Annotated in this window: 9 protein-coding genes; 5 read left to right on the forward strand and 4 right to left on the reverse strand. The window is 71.7% G+C overall.

Annotated elements, in window-relative coordinates; translation table 11 throughout:
- Positions 1-140 precede the first annotated feature (140 nt).
- From WME83_RS14210 to WME83_RS14220, 3 genes are all read left to right on the forward strand, one after another.
- Positions 141-2,315, forward strand: coding sequence for a substrate-binding domain-containing protein (locus WME83_RS14210; protein ID WP_437319822.1), 2,175 nt, complete (start codon positions 141-143; stop codon positions 2,313-2,315).
- 278 nt (positions 2,316-2,593) lie between these two features.
- Positions 2,594-6,502: a protein kinase domain-containing protein gene (locus tag WME83_RS14215; protein WP_437319823.1), complete on the forward strand. Its 3,909-nt coding sequence runs from the start codon at positions 2,594-2,596 to the stop codon at positions 6,500-6,502.
- 39 nt (positions 6,503-6,541) lie between these two features.
- Positions 6,542-7,267: a hypothetical protein gene (locus WME83_RS14220; protein ID WP_437319824.1), complete on the forward strand. Its 726-nt coding sequence runs from the start codon at positions 6,542-6,544 to the stop codon at positions 7,265-7,267.
- 251 nt (positions 7,268-7,518) lie between these two features.
- Here WME83_RS14220 and WME83_RS14225 read toward each other — a convergent pair whose 3' ends face one another.
- From WME83_RS14225 to WME83_RS14240, 4 genes are all read right to left on the reverse strand, one after another.
- On the reverse strand, positions 7,519-8,829 hold the full coding sequence (locus tag WME83_RS14225) for an ammonium transporter (RefSeq protein WP_437319825.1): 1,311 nt from the start codon (positions 8,827-8,829) through the stop codon (positions 7,519-7,521).
- Positions 8,830-9,028: 199 nt separating this feature from the next.
- The gene (locus WME83_RS14230) at positions 9,029-9,460 is read right to left on the reverse strand and encodes an SRPBCC family protein (RefSeq protein ID WP_437319826.1); all 432 of its coding nucleotides are present in this window, start codon (positions 9,458-9,460) and stop codon (positions 9,029-9,031) included.
- Positions 9,453-9,773 (reverse strand): ArsR/SmtB family transcription factor, encoded by a 321-nt coding sequence (locus WME83_RS14235; protein ID WP_061623556.1) that lies wholly within the window; start codon positions 9,771-9,773, stop codon positions 9,453-9,455. Before WME83_RS14235 ends, WME83_RS14230 begins: the two co-directional genes overlap by 8 nt.
- A 347-nt stretch (positions 9,774-10,120) precedes the next feature.
- Positions 10,121-11,773, reverse strand: a complete 1,653-nt coding sequence (locus WME83_RS14240; RefSeq protein ID WP_437319827.1) for a 4-alpha-glucanotransferase — start codon at positions 11,771-11,773, stop codon at positions 10,121-10,123.
- A gap of 292 nt (positions 11,774-12,065) precedes the next feature.
- Between WME83_RS14240 and glgX the strand changes: the two genes are divergently transcribed.
- Together glgX and WME83_RS14250 are read left to right on the forward strand one after the other, a co-directional pair.
- Positions 12,066-14,408 (forward strand): glycogen debranching protein GlgX, encoded by a 2,343-nt coding sequence (glgX, locus tag WME83_RS14245; RefSeq protein WP_437319828.1) that lies wholly within the window; start codon positions 12,066-12,068, stop codon positions 14,406-14,408.
- Positions 14,409-15,006: 598 nt separating this feature from the next.
- Positions 15,007-16,731, forward strand: coding sequence for an Ig-like domain-containing protein (locus tag WME83_RS14250; protein ID WP_437319829.1), 1,725 nt, complete (start codon positions 15,007-15,009; stop codon positions 16,729-16,731).
- The last annotated feature ends 3 nt before the right edge of the window (positions 16,732-16,734 follow it).

Genomic DNA, 16,734 nt, shown 5'->3' on the forward strand with positions numbered 1-16,734 from the left:
CACGATTCGCGCTCATCGCGCGCGGCGATCTCGCCGCCGGGGCGTTCCTCCGGTGGTGCGATGTCCGGTAGGATGAGCACCGACGATGCCGACGCCCGGACCGCGACGATGCGGACGCCCGGAGCGCGCGCGCACCCCCCATGCCCTCCCGCCCGACCACCATCGGCGTCCTCACGCCCTTCCTCGACGGCTTCTACTTCAGCGCCATCCTCAAAGGCGTCCACCAGGCGGCGCAGCAGCGCGGCCACCGCGTCCTGGTGATCTGCGGCACCCCCGACTTCGTCCAGGCTCCCTCGCTCGCCCGGGACCAGGTGGATGGGTGGATCGTCGTGCTCGCCACCGACGGCATCGAGCGGCTCGCGGCGGCGCGCGTCCCGCTCGTCACGATCAGCACCAGCGCCCCCGAGGCGGGCTGCCCGACCGTGATGCCGGACAACCGCAAGGGCATGCGCGCCGCGGTGCGCCACCTCGTCGAGCACGGGCACCGGCGCATCGCCTACGTCGGCTTCATGGACCAGGACGACATCCGCGAGCGCTTCGAGAGCTACAAGGAGACGCTCGCCGAGAGCGGCATCCCCTTCGACCCCGGGCTCGTCTTCGAGGCCGAGAACAACTGGCAATCCGGCGGCGCCAAGGCCGCAGAGGCCATGCTCGCGCGCCGGGGCGAGTTCACCGCCGCGGTCGTCGCCACGGACAAGAACGCGCTCGGCATGATGTCCGTCCTCCAGGCCGCGGGGTGCCGCATCCCCGACGATCTCGCGATCGTCGGCTTCGACGACATCACCGAGGCCCAGTGGTCCACCCCGCCCCTGACCACCGTGCGCCAGCGGTTCGACGGCCTCGGGAAGATCGCGTGCGATCTCGTGCTGGCGCAGCTCGCCGGCGAGGCCGTCCCGCCCGGGCCCGTGCTCGCGCCGACCTCGTTCGTCCCGCGGCGGACCTGCGGGTGCAACATGCTCCAGGGCTTCCTCCACCGGCGGGGCGGCGCGCCCGGCGAGGTCGCCGGCGGCGTCCTCGCCCGGCAGATGGTCGAGCTGCTCATCGGCCATCCGCTCCCGTCCGATACGCCCCCCGCCGCCGTGTGGCCCGGCGTCGCCACGGTGATCGAGGGGCACCTCGCGGCGCTCGAGGGCGCGAGCCCCCCTCCGTCGGACGCGATCGACGAGGCCTGCCAGCAGGCCGTCCGCCTCACGCCCGACGTGGAGAGCCTGATGGGGATCGCCCGCCTCCTCGGCCGGCACCGCCGCCCGCGCGCGGGGTGGACCGCCGAAGCTGCGGAGTCGGCCGAGGCGCGCGTCGAGGAGTTCCTGGAGCGACTGCGCCTCTCGCTCACCCTGGCCCGGATCGAGGCCGAGCGGCAGTTCGTCGAGGAGCTCGGCGTGGTCGTGCGGTCCGATCACGAGGTGAGCCTCGCGCTGCTCGGCGGCACCCAGGAAGAGTCCCGCTCGCTCTCCTGGCTCGACTCGACCACCGCCGTCTGGGGGTGCCTCGGGCTCTGGGAAGACCCGATGACCCGCGAGCGACTCGTCGTCACCGGCGCGTACAGCCGCGATGGCACCCCGACTCCCGCCCTCGGCGACGTCTACGCGCGAGAGGCCTTCCCGCCCGCCGAGCTGCTGCCGCCCTCGACCGCCGGCGGCCCCTTCATGGTGACCCTCCAGCCGATTCGCACGCTCCACCGCGACTGGGGGGTGCTCGCGATCGTGGGCCCGGGCTCGATCGAGAGCGCCGGCGACGAGGGCACCGTCGCGATCTGGGGCGCGCTCCTCAGCGCGGCCCTCGAGCGCGACGCGCTGATGCAGTCGCTCTCGGAGCAGCACGCGAGCCTGGAGGAGGCCTATCTGCGCGAGCGCGCGCTCTCGGCGGCCGTGCGCGAGCTCGGCTGCCCGCTCATCCCGCTCCTGCGCGGCGTGCTGCTCGTCCCGCTCATCGGCGAGCTCGACACCGGCCGCGCCCGGGAGGTGCTCGAGCGCGTGGTCGAGGGCGTGAACCAGCACCGGGCGCGCTGCGTGCTGCTCGACATCACCGGCGTCCCGCGCCTCGAGGCCCCGGGCGCCCACGCGCTGGAGCAGATCCACCGCGCGGCTGCCCTGCTCGGCGCCCGTGTCATCCTGGTCGGCGTGCGCCCGGAGATCGCGATGAGCCTGGTCGCCCTCGATATCGATCTCGGCGATCTGTCCACACATCAGTCGCTGTCGTCCGCGCTCGAGGACCTCGCGCCGGAGGGGCTCCGCGCGCTCCGCACGAGACGTAACGCCGAGGCGCCGCCGCGCGCCGCGCAGCCCGATCCGCGCCGTCGCCGAGGATCGGAGTGACCTTCCACGGCCCGCGCTGAGCGCGCGCGCAGCGCTGTGGACTCCCACGCTCGCTCGGCGTGGACACGCCTGGACATAAGCACGTCATGAACGTGCATGTCGGCTGCCAGCGTGATTGTCGAGCACGAGAGACGTAGAGCGAGAAATCGTACGAGGATCGCAAGCAGAGCCGCGAGCCGCCAGCCGCGAGCCGCGAGCCGCGCGAGGAATCGTACGCGGGACCGACTCTCCTTCTCGCGCGCTGGACATCGCATCGGCGGCCGGGCAATACTTCTTTCATGCGCGTCGGCGACGTCGTCGGGCAGCGGTTCGAGCTCCTCACGCTCGCTGGCTCCGGCGGCATGGGGGAGGTGTTCCGGGCCCGCGATCGGGCGACCGGCGAGACGGTCGCCCTCAAGGTGGTGCTCGGCGAGGGCGCGCACGAGGCGCGGTTCGAGCGGGAGGCAAGGCTCCTGTCGGAGCTCTCGCACCCGGGTATCGTGCGGCACGTGGCCCACGGGAGGGCCTCGTCCGGCAAGTCCTATCTCGCCATGGAGTGGCTCGAAGGCGAGGATCTCGCGCGGCGCCTCCTGCGCGGCCGGCTCAGCATCGAAGAGACGCTGACGCTCGGGGTGAAGGCCGGCGAGGCGCTCGCGGCCGCGCACGCCCACGACGTCGTCCACCGCGATCTCAAGCCGAGCAACCTGTTCCTCGTCGACGGGCAGATAGACCAGGTGAAGATCCTCGACTTCGGGATCGCGCGGCGGCTCGACGCGACGCCGATGACCCTGACGGGGGTCGCCCTCGGGACGCCGGCCTACATGGCCCCGGAGCAGGCGCGCGTCGGGTACAACGCGCTCACGCCGCGCGCCGACGTGTTCGCCCTCGGCTGCGTGCTCTTCGAGTGCCTCACGGGCAGCCCGGTGTTCGTCGGCGAGAACATCCCCGCGATCCTCGCGAAGATCCTGTTCGGCGAGGTCCCCGCGGTCCGCTCGCTCCGCCCCGAGGTCCCCCCGCAGCTCGACGCGGTGATCCACCTGATGCTCGCGAAGGAGCCGGACGAGCGCCTCAGCGACGGCGCGACCGTCGCCGTGATCCTGAACACCCTGTGGTCCGCCGGCTGCGGGCCCCCGCGCGTGGCCGCGTCGGAGCGCCCCGAGGCGCTCACCTCGAGCGAGCTGCGGCTCTTGTCCGTGCTGCTCGTGGGGAAGGAGCCCGCGCAGGTCGAGGCCGACACCGCGCCGCTCGACCAGACGCTCCAGGTGACCGTGGACGCGCAGCTGCGGCAGGTCGTGCAGGCGCACGGCGGGCACATGGAGGCGCTCGCCGACGGCTCGGCGGTGATCGCCATCGTCGCGAGCCGGGACGCGACCGATCAGGCGGCGCACGCGGCGCGCTGCGCGCTGGCGCTGCGGAAGCTGGCCCCGACCCGGCCGATGGCGCTCTCCACGGGCCGGGCGCACATGGCGCGGCAGCTGCCGATGGGGGAGGCGATCGATCGGGCCGCGCGGCTGCTCGGCGCCTGCGAGGCGCGGCGGGCGGTCCAGCGGCAGCCCGACACACGCGCGCCGCCGATCGCGATCGACGACGTGACGGCCCGGCTCCTCGGCGCGCGGTTCGAGGTGTCCGGCGAGGGCGAGCGGCGGGAGCTCCACGGCGAGCGCGACCTCGCGGGCGGCGCGCAGACGCTGCTCGGCAAGGCGAGCGCGTGCGTCGGCCGGGATCGCGAGCTGCTCACGCTGCAGACGATCTTCGCCGAGTGCGTCGAGATGCCGGTCGCCCGCGCCGTGCTCGTGACGGCGCCCCCCGGCGTCGGCAAGTCCCGGATCGCCCACGAGTTCACGCGCGCGCTCCGCGCCGAGGGCGGCCCGGTCGAGATCTGGACCGGGTGCGGCGACGCGCTGCGCGTGGGCTCGGCGTTCGGCCTGCTCGGGCAGGCGATCCGCGGCGCGTGCGGCATCCACGGCGGCGAGGCGGCCGCCGCCCGCCAGCAGAAGATCGCCGCGCGGGTCGCGCGGCACGTCCCCGGCCCCGACCGCGAGCGCGTCGCCGTGTTCCTCGGGGAGATCGCCGGCGTCCCGTTCCCGGGTGCCGAGAGCGCGCTCCTGCGCGCGGCCCGCGACGACGCGGAGACCATGAGCAAGCAGATGCGCCGCGCGTGGGAGGACTTCCTCGCCGCCGAGACGTCGGCGCGCCCCGTCCTGCTCGTGCTCGAGGACCTGCACTGGGGCGATCTGCCGACCGTGCGCTTCGTCGACGCGGTGCTCGGCGCGCTCGGCGAGCAGCCGTTCATGGTGCTCGGGCTGGCGCGCCCCGAGGTCCACGAGCTGTTCCCGTCGCTCTGGAGCGGGCGCGCGCTCAGCGTGATCCACCTCGCGAAGCTGCCGAAGAAGGCGTGCGAGCGCCTGGTGCGCCACGCGCTCGGCGAGGAGCTGGACGCGGCGACGGTGGCGCGCCTCGTGGCGCACGCGGACGGCCACGCGTTCTACCTGGAGGAGCTGATCCGGGCCGTGGCCGAGGGCAAGGGCGACGTGCTGCCGGAGACGGTGCTGGCGATGGTCCAGGCGCGGCTCGCCGCGCTCGACGGCGAGGCGCGCAAGGTGCTGCGCGCGGCGAGCGTCTTCGGCGACGTCTTCTGGCGGGGCGGGGTCGAGGCGCTGCTCGGGAGCGCGGAGCCGTGGGCCGCGCCGCACGACGTGCTCTCGGAGCTCTGCGACGGGGAGGTGCTCGTCCGCCGCAAGGAGAGCCGGTTCCCCGAGGACGAGGAGTTCATGTTCCGGCACGCGCTTCTGCGGGAGGGGGCCTACGAGATGCTCACGGACACCGATCGCGTCCTCGGGCACCGGCTCGCCGCGGCGTTCCTGGAGCAGAACGGCGCCAGCGATCCGACGATGCTCGCCGAGCACTACGAGCGGGGGCTCGACCTCCTGCGCGCGGGGAGCTTCTACCTGCGCGCGGCCGAGCAGGCGCTGCGGGGGAGCGACGCGGACGCGGCGATCGCGCGCGCCCGGCGCGGGCTCGAGTGCGGCGTGCCGGATGCGGTGCAGCTGAGCCTCCTCGGGGTGCTCTCGGAGGTGCACGCGTGGCGCAGCGAGTGGGACTACGCGCTGCTCTACCTCGAGCAGGCGCAGCGCTTCCTGACGCCCGGGAGCATGCCGTGGGTGCGGACGGTGCCCGCGAAGATCACCGCCGACATCCACCTCGGGCGGATGGACGAGTTCACGGCGACGGTGCGGGCGCTGCAGGCGGTGGAGCTCGCGCCGGAGGCGACGGGGGTGGCGGCGTTCGCGCTCGCGGTGGGGAGCTACTACGCGGCCCAGATGGGCGAGTTCCGGCTCGCCGAGGCGCTGACGCGGCGGGTGCGCGCGGTGGCGGAGCCGGTCGCCGATCGCGAGCCGGTGGTGCGCGGGTGGCTGCAGATCGCGCAGGCGTTCCACGAGGCGTGGCGGGACGGGGATCTGTGGGCGGGGCTGTGCCAGGCCGAGGCGGCGCGCGCGAGCTTCGTGCAGGCGGGCTACTGGCGCGGGTCGATCGTGTCGCAGGTGGCGATCGGGATGAACGCGCGGCTGCTCGGCGATCTCCACCGGGCGGAGCGCGAGCTGTTCGAGACGATGTCCGCGGGCGAGGAGCTCGGCCCGGTGTCGTGGCTGCGGACGTTCCTGCGCATCGAGATGCTGATCGATCGCGGCGCGCTCGACGGGGCGCGGGCCGAGACGGGGGCGATGCTCGGGATGGGGCTGGAGCGGCGCAACCCGCTGCAGCAGGGGTTCGCGCGCTGGGCGCTCGCGAGCCTGCTCCGCCGCGAGGGCGACCTCGAGGCGGCGGAGCGCGAGGCGCTGACCGCGATCGATCTGCTCGCGTTCCTGCCGCTGGAGCAGGCGGGCGCGCGGGCGCTGCTCGCCTCGATCCAGCTCGCCGCGGGCCGCGTCGAGGGCGCGCTGGCCACGGCGACGGAGGTGGTGTCGGCGCACGATCGCTGGGGCGCGCCCGGCTACAAGGGCACGTTCGCCCGCCTCGTGTACGCGGAGGCGCTCCACGCGGCGGGCGAGCGGGAGGCCGCGTGCGCGGTGATCGCCGGCGTGGGCGAGCGGCTGCGCGCGCGGGCGGAGCGGCTGCCCGCGGCGCACCGACGGAGCTTCCTCGGGGAGATCCCCGAGAACGCGCGCGTGCTCGAGCTGTCGCGGCAGTGGCTGCGCGCCGCGAGCTGAGGCGGCGCGCCGGGCGGCCGGCGCGTGGTAGAACGGCGCGTGCTCTCTTCCATCCCGGTGGGCGCCGCGCGGCGCGATCCTGTCGCGGCGGGGGCGTGGCTGTGGCTTTGCGGAGCGCTGGCCGGCGCGTGCGGCGCCGGGGCGATCGGCTGCGCGGAGAGCGCGCCCGCCGCGCCGGCGAGGGGGGCGCGGGTCGCCTCGACGGCGCGCGCGGCGTCGGTCGCCTCGACGGCGCCGCCGGCGGGCTCCGCGCCCGCTGGGACGCCGCCGACGTCTCCGCCGGTGGAGAAGGAGCGATCTGGCGATGCGTCACCGCGCGAGCGCTGGGTCGGGACGCTGGAGCTGACGAAGGGCGCGCAGCCCCTCATCGGCGGGAGGATCATGTCGCGGGAGGACGCCGAGCGCTGGCTCGGTCCCGACTGGCGTTCGCTGACCGGTCAGCGCGTTCGCGTGACGGCGGTGCTGCGGGACCACGTCTGTGAGCCGCACGCGCAGTGCATGACGGGAGGACGCATCCCGCTGCTCGAGCAGGTCGCGTCCGTCGAGGTGTGCAGCGGCGCTGAGGCCGCTGGACGGACGGATGTCGTCGACTGCGCGCCGTCGCCTGCTCAGGTCGAGCGCTGCGAGGCCGAGTGCGGCAGCCTCAGCGACGGCTGCGATCGGCACGCCGGCGACCGCGGGGCGCTGCGCCGCTGCGGGTGCGCCAAGATCTCGTGCGAGCGGGGCTGCGAGGAGACCGGCGAGCCGCTGTTCGCGTGCAGGTGAGGCGCTCGCGCAGCGCGGCGCTCGTGCCAGCGAGAGAATTTGAACCACAGAGGCACAGAGGGCACAGAGGGATGAAGAAGAGATTCTGAGCTTTCTCTTCTCTCTTCCTCTGTGCCCTCTGTGCCTCTGTGGTTCAATCTCTCGAGCTCAAACGACGGCCTCGGCGCTCCGGAGCGAGGGGGGGACAAAGCGGCGAAGGCCGCCCGGCGCTCGCCAGGCGGCCCTCGCGGGCGCGCTTCCGCTGCGCTGGATCAGGCGCCTTCGCGCGCCAGGACCGGCGACGGAGCGGGCGCGGAGGAGGTCGGGGGGATCGACTCGACCGCGTGCGCGCTGCCCTCGCCGAGCGCGTAGGCCTCCTCGCCGTGGAGGACGCCGTCGAGGCCCTCGTCTTCCGTCTCGGTGTCGACCCGGAAGCCCATCACCGCGTTGATGCCCTTCACGAGCACGAAGGTGACCAGCGCCGCGTAGCCGGCCGCGACCGCGGCGGCGATCACCTGCTCGGTGAGCAGCGCCGAGTTGCCCTTGATGAGGCCGTCCTGGCCGGCCGAGTTCCACACCTTGGAGGCGAACACGCCGGTGAGCAGGGCGCCGAGCAGGCCGCCCACGCCGTGGATGCCGAACGCGTCGAGGCTGTCGTCATAGCCCAGCTTGCCCTTCAGCATCACCGCGCCGTAGCACACCGCGCCCGCCGCGAGCCCGATCGCGACGGACGCCATCGGCCCGACGAAGCCCGCGGCCGGCGTGATGGCGACGAGGCCCGCCACGAGGCCCGACGCCACGCCGAGGAGCGACGGCTTGCCGAAGCGCACGGCCTCGATGAGCGCCCAGGCGAGCGCGCCGATGGCGGCCGCGATGTGCGTGTTCACGAACGCGACGGTCGCGAGGCCGTTCGCGGCGAGCGAGGAGCCGCCGTTGAAGCCGAACCAGCCGAACCACAGCAGGCCCGCGCCGAGCAGCGTCATGGTGAGGTTGTGCGGCACGATCTTGCGCGTCGGGTACCCCTTGCGCTTGCCGATCACGATCGCCATCACGAGCGCGCTCGCGCCCGAGGCGAGGTGCACGACGGTGCCGCCGGCGAAGTCGAGCGCGCCGCGCGCGAGGAGCCAGCCGCCCGGGTTCCAGACCCAGTGGCAGATGGGGCTGTAGACCGCGAGCGACCAGAGCAGCGTGAACACCACATACGACGAGAACTTGATGCGCTCGGCATAGGCGCCCGAGATCAGCGCCGGCGTGATGATGGCGAACATCATCTGGAACGCCATGAAGAGGAGGTGAGGCACGGTCGTCCCGGCGCGCGGCTCGGTGCCGACGCCGTTCAGGAACGCGTAATCGAGGCCGCCAATCAACCCGCCCTTGGATTCGGCGAACGCCATCGAGTACCCGATGGTCACCCACGCCAGGGTCACGATGCCCATGGCGAAGAAACTGTGCATGAATGTGCTGAGCGTGTTCTTGGTTCGGACCATGCCCCCGTAAAACAGGGCCAGCGCTGGCGTCATCAGCAGGACCATTGCCGACGAGACCAGGAGCCAGGTGGTGTCCGAGGCGTTGATTTCGTTCACTGGTGGCCTCCTCGACGGCGAAGGTAAGAGGAGGCAGTTTTCCGGAATGTTTCGCCGGCATGTACTTCACGACCTCGTGAATCATGCCACCACGACGCAGCGAGTCAGGTCGCGTGGGCTCCCCAACCGCCGGCGCGCGGGGCGGACCGGCGTTTCCAGCGGGTCGATGGATTTGCAGTGCGGCCACCTGCCGGCGGGGTCACCGCCACTCGGGGTAGAGGGCCTTCCCGGTCTCGAGGAGGCTCTTCATGCTCGACAGGATCGCGGGCCAGCCGTTGCTGATGGCGGGGAGCACCTTGCTGTTCTCCGCGAACTGGTCGTGGGTGAGGGTGAGCTTCACGTGCGCGCCGAACTGGGCGAGCTCGAAGGTGACGCGCGACGGGCGTTCTCCGAGCACGTTGCCGAAGGTGTAGGCGAGGAGCTTCGGCGGCTCGGCCTTGAGGACCTCGCCTTCCCAGTCGAACGAGCCGTCTTCCTTGATGTGTCTCACGGCGGACCCGGGCTTCCACTCGGACTGGATGGTCCTGCCGCCCCAGTATTGCCGGGTGAACTCTCCGGTGGTCAGCGCCTCCCACACCTTGTCCAGGGTCGAGGCGATGTACGTGACGTAGACGAACTCGGGCTTACTCATCGTTGCTCTCTCCCTCCAGCGCGCGCTTGAGCGCGTCGAGCGCCCGCACGCGCTGGCGCTCGTATTTGCCGATCCATCGCTCGTAGATCTCGCCGATCGGCGCCGGGTTCAGGTAGTGGAGCTTCTCCCGCCCCTGCCAGACGACGGCGACGAGGTTCGCGTCCTCGAGCACGGCCAGGTGCTTGCTCACCGCCTGGCGTGTCATGTCCAGCCCTTCGCAGAGCTGTCCCAGCGTCTGCCCGTTCTCGGCGTGCAGCCGATCGAGCAGCTTCCTGCGGCTCCGATCCGCGAGCGCCTTGAAGACCTTGTCCATCGAGCCGCTCACCGGCTCCATCATGCAACCGATCGGTTGCCTGTCAATATGCAACCAAACGGTTGCCTGTCAAGCAAGTCCGCGATCGCTCCGCGCGACGGCCGAGCGTCCGTGCTCTCGAGGGGCCCGCTGTTCGCCGCCCCTCTGCACATCGGCAGGCCCGAGGGGGGTGAGCTCGTGCGGGTGCGGGGTGGGGGATGGGCCGATGTTTGAGCCTGAGCCCTGGGTTAGCCGGCGAAGCCGGCTGGCCCAGGGCTCAGGCGAGTTCGGCGGGGCCCCCACCCCGCACCCGCACGAGCTCACCCCCCCTCGGGCCGGGCGTTTCAGCTCACCCGCCCTGGCGAGTCCTAGCCGCGCCCGCTGGCCTCGATGCTCTCCCGCACCCGATCGAGCGCCCCCCGCACCTCGGGATCCCGGTCCATCTCCGCCGGCGGCGCCGGCAGCCGCAGCGACCAGTTCTCCGGCCCCACGGTCCCCGGCGTGTTGACCCGATCCCGCGTCGCGAGCACGTCCTGCACGAGCAGCAGCACGAGCTCGCTCTTCGACCCGTGGATCAGGTCGAGCAGCGCCCGGTGCGTCTCCTTCGTGAACTCCCGCCCGAACTCCTGCCGCCGCGGCGCGAGCTGCGGCAGATCGAGCACCCCCGCGCGCTCCCGGTCGTCCCGCGACTCCCACCACGCCACCACCGAGTCGGTGTCGTGCGTCCCGAAGCACGCGACCGACAGCGGCGGGTATTCCGCCGGATTGCGGAACACCACGTCGTCCTTCTCCCAGATCAGCACCTTGTACCCCGGCACCCCGAGCGCCGTCAGCGACGCCCGCACCCACGGCGGCACCGCGCCGAGATCCTCGGCCACGAGCTTCGCCCCGGTCTCCGCCGCCCCCTCGATCATCGCCCGCACCACGCGCTCGCCGTGCTCGCGCTGCTCCGGCTCCTCCGCAGGGTCGAACGTCGCCCTGGGCCGCTCGCCCCCCTGCCCCTGGCTCTTGCGCTCCGGGAAGATGTACGTCCGGTAGAAGCCGACCAGGTGATCGATCCGGAACCGGTCGCAGAGCAGCCCCGTGTAGCGGCAGCGCCGCCTCAGCCACGCGAAGCCGTTCTCCCGCATCCGGGCCCAGTAGTACGGCGGGAGCCCCCAGTTCTGCCCCTCCGTGTCGAACTGATCGGGCGGGGCGCCGACCGACATGTCGTGCCGGAACTCGCCCTGGTGCGCCCACACGTCGGCGCTGTCGCGCGACACCATGAACGGGAGGTCGCCCATGATCTCGACCCCCTTCTCCCGGAGATCCGCGCGCGCCGCCTCCCACTGCGCGTGCGCGAGCCACTGGACGTACTCGTAGTAAAGGATGTCCCGCGCGCGCTCCTGCCGCAGCCTCTCGAGCGCCTCCGGCCTCCGCTCGCGGATCTCCTCGGGCCAGTCCCACCACGCGACGCCGCCGAAGCCGTCCTTGAACGCGCGGAACTGCGCGTAGTCGGGCAGCCAGTCCGACTGCCGCTTCACGAACTCGGCCAGCTCGGCCGCGCGCGGCGTCTGCTTCGCGTGGTGCTCCCGCTCGAACCGGTCGAAGGCGAAGCGCAGCGCCCGCCCCTTCACGCGGCGCACGAGATCGTAGTCGACGCGCGCGCTCTGCTTCGCGCGATCGAGCGCCGCCATGTCGTCGCCGAGCGCCTCGCCGTAGAGCTCCGGCGGGAGCTCGGGCACGGCCGAGAGCGAGATGTACGTCGGGTCGATGCCGAACGCGGAGAGCGCCATGTACGGCGACGTCTCGCCGCCCGACACCTCGCCGAGCGGCAGGAGCTGCACGAGGCGGAGCCCCGCGCCGCGCATCCACGCGGCGAACTCGGGGAGATCACCGATCTCGCCGATGCCCCACGAGCGTTCGCTGCGGAGCGAGAAGAGCGGCACCGTCACGCCGGAGATGCGACGGCGCGCGCCGGACGGAGGAGGCGAGCTCTGGGACGAGCCCTGGGACTGGTTTTCGGCAGAGGGGGAAGACATGGGCGTTTTTCGCTTGGCTCCAGGCGTTCGGGGCGGAGTCTATCCCGGCTCGCGCGCTTGGCGATGCCCCATCTGCTCGTCGGGCCGCCCCGGCGCCGCCGCGTCATCGCCCTGCCTGCGCGCGTCGGCGCGGGACCGGGCAGGCGCGGAGGCGGCGCCTGATCCCGGCGGCGGGCGGCGCCCGATCCCGGGGGCGATCCGGGCCCTCGAGGGCGAAAAATCGCGCCGGCCGCGCTTGTGTCTCGACAGCGGCGCCGATTTCGCGAATAGGGCGGCTCCACAGGTTTTTCCGATGACCAGACGCATATGGCCCGGCACGCCGACCCCCCTCGGCGCCGTCTATGACGGCGAGGGGGTCAACTTCACGCTGTTCTCTCAGTCCGCCACGAAGGTCGAGCTCTGCCTCTTCGAGGCCGTCGACGACGTCGTGGAGCGCGAGCGCATCGAGCTCCCGGAGCGAACGGCGCACGTCTTCCACGGGTACGTGCCGGGGCTCAAGCCCGGCCAGCTCTACGGCTACCGGGTGCACGGGCCGTACGATCCGCGCTCCGGGCACCGCTTCAACCCGGCGAAGCTCCTCGTCGATCCGTACGCGTACGCGCTCTCCAGCGAGCCGAACTGGAAGGCGCCGCTCTTCGCCTACGACCGCGGCGGGCCCTCCGAGCGCGGCGACGGCGGCGGCGCGGGCCGGCCCAAGGAGGCGGGGCGCGACGGCGCGGCGGCCGAGAAGGGCGAGGGCGGCCGCGCGGGCAAGGCGGGCGAGCGCCGCGCCGCCGAGCCGCGCGTGAAGCAGGGCGCGTCGACGCCGCCGCCGCCGCCGACGGCGCTCGACGACCTCGAGATCTGCCACCGCGACAGCGCGTGGGGCGCGCCGAAGTCCGTGGTCGTCGACCACCGCTTCGCGTGGGACGGCGACCGGCCGCCGGCGACCCGCTGGCAGGACACGATCATCTACGAGGTGCACGTCAAGGGGTTCACCCAGCGGCACCCCGGCGTCCCCGCGCACCTGCGCGGCAGCTACGCGGGGCTCGCCTCCGAGGCGGCGATCGCCCACTTCAAGAAGCTCGGCGTCACCGCGCTCGAGCTGCTCCCCGTGCACGAGATGGCGAGCGAGCGCGAGATCTGGGAGCGCGGGCACATCAACTACTGGGGCTACAACACGCTCTCGTACTTCGCGCCCGCGGGCCGCTACGCGTCGAGCGGGCGGCTCGGCCAGCAGGTGACCGAGTTCAAGGCGATGGTGAAGGCGCTCCACGCCGCCGGCATCGAGGTGATCCTCGACGTCGTCTACAACCACACCGCCGAGGGCAACCACCTCGGCCCGACGCTCTCCCTGAAGGGGATCGACAACTGGGCCTATTACCGGCTCGTGCCGCACAACCCGCGCTACTACATGGACTTCACGGGCTGCGGGAACACGGTGAACACGCGCCATTACCAGACGCTGAAGCTGGTGATGGACAGCCTGCGGTACTGGGTGACCGAGATGCACGTCGACGGCTTCCGCTTCGACCTCGCGTCGGCCCTGGCCCGCGGCCACCACGACTTCGACCGCCTGAGCTCGTTCTTCGACATCATCCACCAGGACCCGGTCCTCTCGCGGGTCAAGCTCATCGCCGAGCCGTGGGACGTGGGCGAGGGCGGGTATCAGGTCGCCAACTTCCCCGTCCTCTGGACGGAGTGGAACGATCGCTACCGCGACTCGGTCCGCCGCTTCTGGAAGGGGGATCTGCTCGCGGCCGACCTCGGCTACCGGCTCACCGGGTCGAGCGACCTGTACGCGTCGAGCGGGCGCCGGCCGTACGCGAGCGTCAACTTCGTGACGGCGCACGACGGCTTCACGCTGAACGATCTCGTCTCGTACAACGAGAAGCACAACGAGGCGAACGGCGAGGGCAACCGGGACGGCACGAACAACAACCACAGCTACAACCACGGGGTCGAGGGCCCCTCGAACGACCCGGCGGTCGTCGAGCTGCGCGAGCGCCAGAAGCGCAACCTCCTCGCGACGCTGCTCCTCTCGCAGGGGGTGCCGATGATCAACGCCGGCGACGAGATCGGCAAGACGCAGCTCGGCAACAACAACGCCTACTGCCAGGACAACGAGATCTCGTGGCACGACTGGGATCTCGACGAGCGGCGGCGGCAGCTGTTCGAGTTCACCTGCCGGCTCATCGCCCTCCGGCGCAGCCAGCCGGTGCTGCGCCGGCGGATGTTCTTCTCGGGCGGCTACGTGCATGGGAGCGGGCTCAAGGACATCGTGTGGTTCCGCCCCGACGGCGGCGAGATGACGCCGGAGGACTGGACCCACCCGAACGCGCGGGCGATCGGCTACCTGCTCGGCGGCGACGCCATCTGGTCGTGCGGCCCGCGCGGCGAGCCGATCACGGGCGACACGCTGCTCGTGCTCATCAACGCGAACCACTCGCCGCTGGAGTTCGTGCTGCCCGCGATCGAGTTCGGCGAGCGGTGGGAGGTGCTCATCGACACCCGCACCGCCGCGGAGCCGGCGCGCACGGTGCCGGCGAGGGCAGGGGGCGAGCGCTACCTGCTCGTCGACAGGTCCGTGGCGGTGCTGCGGCTCCTGGAGCGCAAGGAGAAGAAGAAGGTCAAGCGCGTGAAGGCGCGGACGTAGCCGACTGGCCACGACGCCCCCGCGCCCCGCGCGGCCGGTGATCCGGCCGCCGGGGTGGGCTTCGACGACCGGGCGCAGCGCCGCCTGCGGCAACCCAAGAGAGCGCCTGCCAACGCTCGCCCTCGCCGCGGTGGACGTGGATGCACCGGGGGAGAGCCCCGAGCGCAGCCCCGAGATCTCAATATCACTCCAATTTTCTGATGTCGCCCCGGGAGCCGGGGTGAAATATCAATATTGGTTAAATTTTCTCATGCTCGCCCCAGGAGCCAGGGACGAGCGCGGGCCGCGTGGCGCCACCGGCGTCGCGGCTCGGCCTACGCGCGTGTTCGCGACGCGGGCCAGCTCTCCGCGACATGCGGGCATGCCGCTTTGCGTCGTTTTGTTAACGTTAACACGGAAAACGTGCTCAAATATGGCGGATATCGATCGTTGTTGACATGTGAAATGTTAGCGTTCACAATGCTCGTCAACGGATCGCCTCGCGTGTCCACGCGCCCGGCGTGTCCGCTGCGACAGCGGTGGATACCGTCGGCTCCGGGTTTCCGCGGGCTGGCCATCCATCATTACTCATTACTTACGCCTACTCAAGAGGATAGGGATGCGTACGAAGACGATTCGGATGCGTTGGCGCGGCTTTCCTTCGTTCGCCGCCCTGCTCGCGGCGTGCTCCGGCGGCGCCGACCTCGGCCCGACGCCGGAAGGAGACGGCGGCAGCTCCGCCGATACAACCTCCGTGGTGACGGGCACTGGCGGCGGGGCGCCGATGGCCACGGTGGGAGCCACGAGCAGCAGCTCGATGAGCAGCAGCTCCACGAGCGCCGGCGCCACGAGCGGCTCGGGCGGAGACGCCACGGCCGGCAGCGGCGCCGGCCCGGGCGGCGTCGAGCCGGACATGATCACCGCGCCGGAGGGCACGATCCCGAACACGCCGATGCCGGCGAACAAGATCAACCTGCCGCGCGACAAGTGGCGAGATGGCCTGGTGTCGCCGACGCTCGAGGCGGGCCACCACCAGAACCAGCCGATCGTCGTCAACGGCTACGTTCAAGGCGCCGGCAACGCCGAGATCGTCTTCTACGACATCGTCGATCCGGCCAATCCGAAGATGCTCTCGCGCATCCAGAGCCCTGGCTTCGATCCCAGGGGCGGGCCCAAGGGCGTCGGCGAGGCGGAGTCGCACCAGACCTCGCTGGGCCGCTATGGCGACAAGTTCTACCAGGTCACCACCTCGGGCACCGGCGTCGACATCTGGGACGTCACCGACGCCCGCGCGCCTCGTCACGTGAGGCTCGTCAAGCTCGACGGCATCAACTACGGAGACTTCACCGACGCCGTCTGGGGCATGTACTGGCAGGGCAGCGTCATCTACGTCGGCGGCACCAACACCGGCCTGCACATCCTGGACGCCGCGGATCCCGAGGACGTGAAGTTCGTCAAGAAGATCCCGATCTCGCAGTTCGGCGGCGTGAGCGCCGGTCCGCTGTGGGCCGTGGGCAATACGCTGGTCATCACGACGCCCAAGGACAACGGCGGCATCGCGACGATGGACATCAGCGATCCGATGAACCCGGTCGCGCTCGACTTCATCACCCCGAGCAAGAGCTACATCTGCGGCCTGTACGGCAAGTACGTCTACGTGCAGTCGCCGCTGCGCGTGTGGGACGTGCTGACCGACCCCACCGACATCGGCTCGGCCAACTCCCCCATCGCCACGCTGCCCGACTCGGCGTTCAGGGCCAAGGGCTACCCCGCCGGGTCCGAGTACATGAGCTTCTCCGATGGCACTCTGTTCCTCGGTCACCTGCGGCCGGACGCGGGCGTCTCCAAGATCGACGTGCGCGACATCCACAAGATGTCGATCATGAGCCGCGTCTGGGGCCGGCTCGAGTTCACGAACGGCGACGACCAGTTCTCGATCCCGGTCGGCAGCCTGCTGGTGCTGGCCGACGACGAGCTACCCTACCGCGGCATGGTCATCGCCGCGCACTCCACCGAGCCGGACACCACGCCCCCGGCGGTCGACACGGTGCTGCCGAAGAACGGGGCGACGGGGCTGTCCAGGAAGTCGCGCATCGGCCTCAGCCTCACCGACAACGTCGAGCTCGCGACGGTCCACCACGGCAGCTTCATCGTGAGGCCGGTCGGCGGGCAGCAGGTGAAGGGCAAGTTCGGCCTGTACATGGGCATCGTCAACTTCGATCCCGACGAGGACCTGATGCCGAACACGACCTACGAGATCGTCCTGCCGAAGGACGGTATGAAAGATCTCGTCGGCAACGGCATCGCGGCCGAGTTCAAGTCGACGTTCACGACCGGTCCCTGAGTC

The sequence above is a fragment of the Sorangium sp. So ce385 genome, assembly GCF_051474135.1.
GTDB lineage: Bacteria > Myxococcota_A > Polyangia > Polyangiales > Polyangiaceae > Sorangium > Sorangium cellulosum_D.